Origin of the sequence: Pseudomonas sp. HMWF006 (assembly GCF_003061205.1) — a bacterium.
Taxonomy (GTDB): Bacteria; Pseudomonadota; Gammaproteobacteria; order Pseudomonadales; family Pseudomonadaceae; genus Aquipseudomonas; species Aquipseudomonas monsensis.
The window spans coordinates 1-5,759 of the sequence record NZ_QAIU01000353.1 but is presented as its reverse complement, the minus strand read 5'-3'; the positions used below and the strand labels follow the sequence as shown (position 1 = coordinate 5,759).

The window sequence follows — 5,759 nt, the reverse complement described above, 5'->3', positions numbered from 1 at the left end:
GTTGTACAGGGCGGTCAGCGGATCGCGCTCGGCCAGCCGGGCGATCTGTTTTTCCCGGCGGTAGCGCTCGGTGCCGGTCATCGACAGGGCGATCAACATAATCGCCATCGTGCCTTCGACCAGCGAAATCTGGATGATCTCGCCGCGAAACGCCGCCAGATCGATCAGCGTGCCGGGGATCACCACGGTCAACGCCTTGGCGACATAGAAAATCCCGTGAGCCAGCAGCACGTAACGCAGTTGCACCGCGCCAACGCTCAGTGATTTGCCGTGGGGGCGCAGGAGAAAACTGGCCTTGAGGGTCGAGAGCGCCACCAGCAGCGAGTTGGCCGCGAGCATGACCTTCGACCATAGCGGCCCCTCCGGCAGTAACAACATGACCAGCCAGGCGACGAAGATCAGCGACCAGGTGCGTGACAGCCGCGTCTGGGTGAAGCGTGCGACGCCGAGCAGGAACAGGAAATGCGCGGTCACCAGCAGGCCGTTGGCGAACCAGATGCCGATCAGCAAAAGGCCGTTGCTGCGCAGCAGGGCCAGAGTGGAACCCACGGTAATCGTGGCGAACCCGGCGCTCCAGAACAACAGGGAAGGTTCACGGATGCTGCGCCACTCGATCGCCATATACAGCGCTGCCGCCGCTGCCAGGGCAGTGGAGAGGGTCAACATCGTTGGTGGGTCGAGCGGCATTTCTGGACGAGCCTGTCTGATGGGCGAATAGACGGGCGATTGTAAGCGTTCGAGGCCGTTTTGGCAGGTGGGGTGGCGCGTGCGGTCGCGGCCACACGCACCGCTCGCTCATGACTTGGGCGCGAGCCAGGTGTCCACCACCCGCCGATCCAGTTCTTCCCAATACGCCATGCCCAGCACTCGCGTGGTGTTCAGGCCGCGCAAGTAGCCGCGCAATTGATTGGCGGTGTCCTGAATAAGCTGCGGGTCGGCGACGGTCTTGTCCAGCAGGACGCTTTCGTACTGGACCAGGTATTCGGCCACACGCTCGCGAAAGTCGGGTAATACGGCGTCTCGGATCAGGTCAAACGTTCTCAAAGAAGGTTCCTCATGCATCTTTTTCTAGTTGTAGTGAGTGTGGATCAGTCTGCACGGCGCGCAACTATTGCTAGAAGTAATAGTGACCATCACGAAACGCAAGTTTTGCTTTGTCGGCAATGGGCGGAAAATCACCCCCATCGAACACGCCGCTCAAGGAATTTGCGCGATGAACACATTGACCCGACTGGTTTTGGTCGCCCTGCTGACGGGCGGAGCGGTTGCCGCTGCACCAGCGTTCGCAGACGACGGCCGGTCATGTCACTTGCAGTCCATCACCGGCAGCAGCGCCACGTTGCAGCACTCGCAAACCGTGGGCGTACTGTACAGCGAGAACACCCTGGACAATCTGCAATACCTCGAGCGCTACCACGACATGGCGCTCAATGGTGCCAAGGGAGCGCTGGACTCGCGGATTCGTGAAGCGTTCGTCGATAGCTCCGACCCGGAACTGGCGATTGACTGGCTGGTGAACTCGTTGCAGCAACAGTTTCTGTCAGTGACCGTCTACGACAGCCTTGATCAGCTGGTTCAGGCCCATCCGGACATCGTGGTGAAGCTCGACACCTTCAACCGCTTGATGACCCAACGCAACAGCCTGGTCGAGGCGCGTTTTACCGCACGCTTCTATGACGCCGACCTGCAATACATCGGCAAGGCTGAAGGCGCCGTGGAAAAACAACTGCCCTCGGCCTGGGTGCATCACCAGGCGCCGCCGCAGATCGCCGCGCAGATCGAGAAGCAGCGAGACCTGCAACTCAATGCGTTGAAACAATTCGATGCATCACTCAAGGCGCTGGTGGCTTCGAGCTGAACCGCAAACCATAAATGGCAACGGCGGCGCGGTGGCGCTGCACCGTTGCCGGTTGAACCGACACTTTATTTTCAGGATTACACCCATGCGTTCTTTATTTGTTCCGGCCCTGGCGGTTTCTTCGTTGCTGCTCGCCGGTTGCGCCTCGGCGCCGAACGACCCGACCCTGACCCTGCAGACCGACAAGACGCCTGCGCAATACGCCGATTGCGTCGTGCCGAAACTGCGAGGCAGTGCGCTCAGCCCGACCGTTTCGCAGACCCAGCGCAGCTACCGCATCGTAGTGCCGAGCAAGGTTTCGGCGGACAACGTGCTGGAGGCCTACAAGGCCGGCAACGGCGGCAAGGTGTTCATTTATGAACGCCACTTGCTGGCCTCAAACTTCCTGCCTTCGAGTTTTGAACGGGCCGCTCAGGACTGCATCTGATTCCGCCCGACCGACGTTTTTGACAGAGCTCCTTTGGTTGGCCGCAACCAACCAATTTTTTGCCCCGTGCCTTCATTCGGTCGCGGGGCTTTTTTTTTGCCAGCGTGTTTGCCTGAGGTAACATGCCGCCACCCACTTGTTACGAGCATTGAAAATGGATTCTCACTCGATTCTGGCCTTCACCCTGGTCGCTGCGATTGCCATCGCCAGCCCGGGTCCCGCGACGTTGATGGCAATCAACAACAGCCTGGCGCATGGACAGCGCAGCACCATCTGGTCTTCGCTGGGCAATGCCAGCGGTTTGTTCTGCCTGTCGGCAGCGGCGATGCTCGGGTTGGGCGCGCTGTTGGCCAGCTCGGAAATGCTGTTCAACGCAGTGAAGTTCATCGGCGCCGGTTACCTGTTCTATCTCGGGGTCAAGCAACTGGTCAAAAAGGGCCCGATGCTGGCGCAGGGCATTGATGGCGAGGCCGGCAAGGCTCGGCCGACCCGCAGCAAACTCTACAAATCGGCTTTCCTGACCGCCGTGACCAACCCCAAGGCCACGATGTTTTTCACCGCGTTGTTCCCACAGTTCATTGATCAGAACGCGGCGCTGCTACCGCAATTTCTGGTTCTGACCGCCATCTTCATGGCGTTGTCGGTGTCGTCGCTGAGTGTCTACGCCGCACTGGCCTCGCGGGCCAAAGGCGTGCTGACCCGACCGGCGCTGTCGCGTTGGGTCAGCCGGGTGGTGGGCACGACGTTCATTGGTTTTGGTGCGGTGATTCTGACCATGCGCCGCCAGACGGCGTAAGTGCGGACGGCGGTTCAGGCCCACTTGAAGCGCGCCGGGAATCGCGCCACGAAGCAGGTTCCCGCGTCGAGTGTCGAGCTGACCTGCAACGTCCCGTTGTGCGCCGTGGCAATCTGCGACGCGATATACAGCCCCAATCCGAGGCCTTCGCCGCGTTGCCCGGCTTCGGATCGCGAAAACGGTTCGAACAGCAGCGGCATCAGGGCGGCGGGAATCGGCACCCCCTGATTGGTCAGCGAGATCACGATCTCGTCGTTCTGCGCATAAGCCTTGAGGACGATCGGCGTGGCGGTCGAACCGTGCGTCACGGCATTGCCGAGCAGGTTCGACAGTAACTGACTGATGCGCAAGGCATCGCAATGAACACCTGCCGGCAGGTTCAGTGTCGACTCGAAGATGGCGAGGGGATGAGATGCCTGCACCTCGGCAAGGGTCTGTTGCAGGGTCTGCTGCAAGTCATCCACGAGGACGCGCTGTACCGGAATCCCGCCACCGAGCCGGCCGCGGGCAAAATCGAGGATGTTCTCGATCAGCACGCCCATGCGCGTCGAGCTGTTGCGGATCGCCGCTATCAGATTCAGCGAACGTTTTTCTTCGGTCCTGGTTTCCAGCAAGTCGGCACTCATGCGAATCGCGCTCAGCGGCGTGCGCAGGTCATGCCCGAGCACCGCGATGAACTGTTCGCGCAGGCGCCCCAGTTCGTTGGCGTTGTTCAGTTCGACCTTGGTCGCCTCAAGTCGCTTTTGCGTGTCGAGGTTGATCGCAATCAACTGGGCGAAAAGGGTCAGCGTTTTGGCGATGGCCGGTTCGTCGAGGTTCGCCGGTACGGAGTCGATGGCACACAGCGTGCCGAAAAATTCACCGTTGGCTTTGACGATGGGAATGGAGATGTAGCTCTCCAGTCCATAGGTTTTTGGTGTGTGGTGCTGGGAAAAAACCGGATGCGTGCTCGCCTGGCCGAAGATCACCGGTTGCTGGTGCTGGCGGATTTCGTGACAAATGGTCGACTCCAGCACCAGTTCGCCACCGGGTTTGAGGCCGAAATTGATGGAGTCGTCCACCGCGCAGGCCACCCAGTTTTTGTCAGTGACGCGCGCCACGGCGGCGAAGCGCATCCCGGTCAGGTGCTTGACCATGCTCAGTATCATGGGCACCGCGTCGATGCTGCTGATCGCTTCAACGTCGGATGAGAAGGCAGAGTCGGTCATGGCACGGTGCTTTTAAAGGAGGTCGAAACAGAGACTATCGCTTATTGGCGGCCATGACCAATGGCCGCCAAGGCGAATGTGCGGCGGTTGCACGACACGTTCGGATTCAGAACGTGTATCTGGCGATCAGCGTGTAGCTGCGCGGATTGCCACAGTTGTTGATGGGAGCTCCCACTAGGTGTTGTAACCGATGGACGAGTCGTGTGGCTCAGTCAAGGTCGCTGGCCTGATGCCGCTCCGGCACCTGCGACGCTTCATCGCCCCAGGTACGGTTGACCCGTTGCCCACGCATCACTGCCGGCCGCTTGGCGATGTCTTCTGCCCAGCGTTGCACATGGGTGTACTCATGCGCCGCAAGGAATTCCGCCGCCGAATAGACATTGTTCCGCACCAGTTGTCCGTACCACGGCCAGACGGCGATGTCGGCGATGGTGTAGCTGTCGCCGGCCAGATAAGGGCTTTCGGCCAAACGGCGGTCGAGTACATCCAGCTGACGCTTGGCTTCCATGGTGAAGCGGTTGATCGGGTATTCCATTTTCTCCGGCGCGTAGGCATAGAAATGCCCGAAGCCGCCGCCCAGATAGGGCGCCGAGCCCATCTGCCAGAACAGCCAGTTGAGGGTTTCGGTGCGGCCTGCCGGGTCCTTGGGCAGGAAGGCGCCGAACTTTTCCGCCAGATACAGCAGGATCGAGCCGGACTCGAATACGCGGATCGGCGGTTCAACGCTGCGGTCGAGCAGCGCCGGGATTTTCGAATTCGGATTGATCTCGACAAAGCCGCTGGAAAATTGATCGCCTTCGCCGATGCGGATCAGCCACGCGTCGTATTCGGCCGCGCTGTGCCCCAGTGCCAGCAGCTCCTCCAACAGGATGGTCACCTTGACGCCGTTGGGCGTGGCCAGTGAATACAGCTGCAACGGATGTTTGCCGACGGGCAAGGTCTTGTCGTGGGTCGGCCCGGCAATCGGGCGGTTGATGCTGGCGAACTGGCCGCCGGACGGGGCTTCGTTTATCCAGACTTGCGGCGGAACGTAGGGGGCTTTGCTCATGTGGGGGCCTCATCGTTGGCAGGCGGAAGTTATCGATAATAGACAGGTTTGATCAAGGTTTACGGCTGCTGTGGCCATTGATCCTTGATGTCAAACCACGGCGCCTTCGACGTCACCTCGACATGCTTCTGTTTTTCCGTGGTGAACGTCGTGTCCAGCGTCCCCAGCGCGACCGAGATCCAGTCGGCGAACTCACCCTGCTGGCGCGACCAGAACAGCGACGAGCCGCAGTGCAAACAGAACTGGCGCGAGACCGCTTCGGAAGATTGATAGGACTTGATCGCTTCGACGCCCCGTACCACTTGCAGATTCTCACGTAACACGCTGCCATAACTGGCAAATGCCGCTCCGTGGCTTTTGCGGCACTGGCGGCAATGACAATGAGACAGCGCTTTGGGCCGCGAACGGATCTGGTAATGGAC

7 protein-coding genes and 1 pseudogene are annotated in these 5,759 nt (G+C 60.2%); 3 read left to right on the top strand and 5 right to left on the bottom strand.

Annotation, left to right across the window (positions count from 1 at the left end):
• A pseudogene (locus DBR24_RS32185) lies at positions 1–687 on the bottom strand (GGDEF domain-containing protein); the annotation flags it as partial.
• 108 nt (positions 688–795) lie between these two features.
• Positions 796–1,044 (bottom strand): hypothetical protein, encoded by a 249-nt coding sequence (locus DBR24_RS14440; RefSeq protein ID WP_128615102.1) that lies wholly within the window; start codon positions 1,042–1,044, stop codon positions 796–798.
• Between the two features lie 169 nt (positions 1,045–1,213).
• Between DBR24_RS14440 and DBR24_RS14435 the strand changes: the two genes are divergently transcribed.
• From DBR24_RS14435 to DBR24_RS14425, 3 genes are all read left to right on the top strand, one after another.
• A complete protein-coding gene (locus DBR24_RS14435) occupies positions 1,214–1,858 on the top strand; it encodes an ATPase (protein WP_128615101.1) in 645 nt (214 codons plus the stop codon).
• Positions 1,859–1,943: 85 nt separating this feature from the next.
• Entirely contained in the window at positions 1,944–2,285 is a 342-nt protein-coding gene (locus DBR24_RS14430; RefSeq protein ID WP_123464260.1) for a hypothetical protein, read from the top strand.
• Between the two features lie 154 nt (positions 2,286–2,439).
• Complete coding sequence (locus DBR24_RS14425; protein WP_128615100.1) at positions 2,440–3,081, top strand: LysE family translocator; 642 nt, start codon at positions 2,440–2,442, stop codon at positions 3,079–3,081.
• Between the two features lie 14 nt (positions 3,082–3,095).
• On the opposite strand, the gene DBR24_RS14420 is transcribed toward DBR24_RS14425, so the two are convergent.
• The 3 genes from DBR24_RS14420 to DBR24_RS14410 form a co-directional block, all read right to left on the bottom strand.
• The gene (locus DBR24_RS14420; RefSeq protein ID WP_123464264.1) at positions 3,096–4,289 is read right to left on the bottom strand and encodes a GAF domain-containing sensor histidine kinase; all 1,194 of its coding nucleotides are present in this window, start codon (positions 4,287–4,289) and stop codon (positions 3,096–3,098) included.
• Positions 4,290–4,497: 208 nt separating this feature from the next.
• A complete protein-coding gene (yghU, locus tag DBR24_RS14415; protein WP_128615099.1) occupies positions 4,498–5,337 on the bottom strand; it encodes a glutathione-dependent disulfide-bond oxidoreductase in 840 nt (279 codons plus the stop codon).
• A gap of 59 nt (positions 5,338–5,396) precedes the next feature.
• Positions 5,397–5,759: GFA family protein (locus tag DBR24_RS14410; protein WP_146189047.1), on the bottom strand; the 363-nt coding region annotated here is incomplete at its 5' end.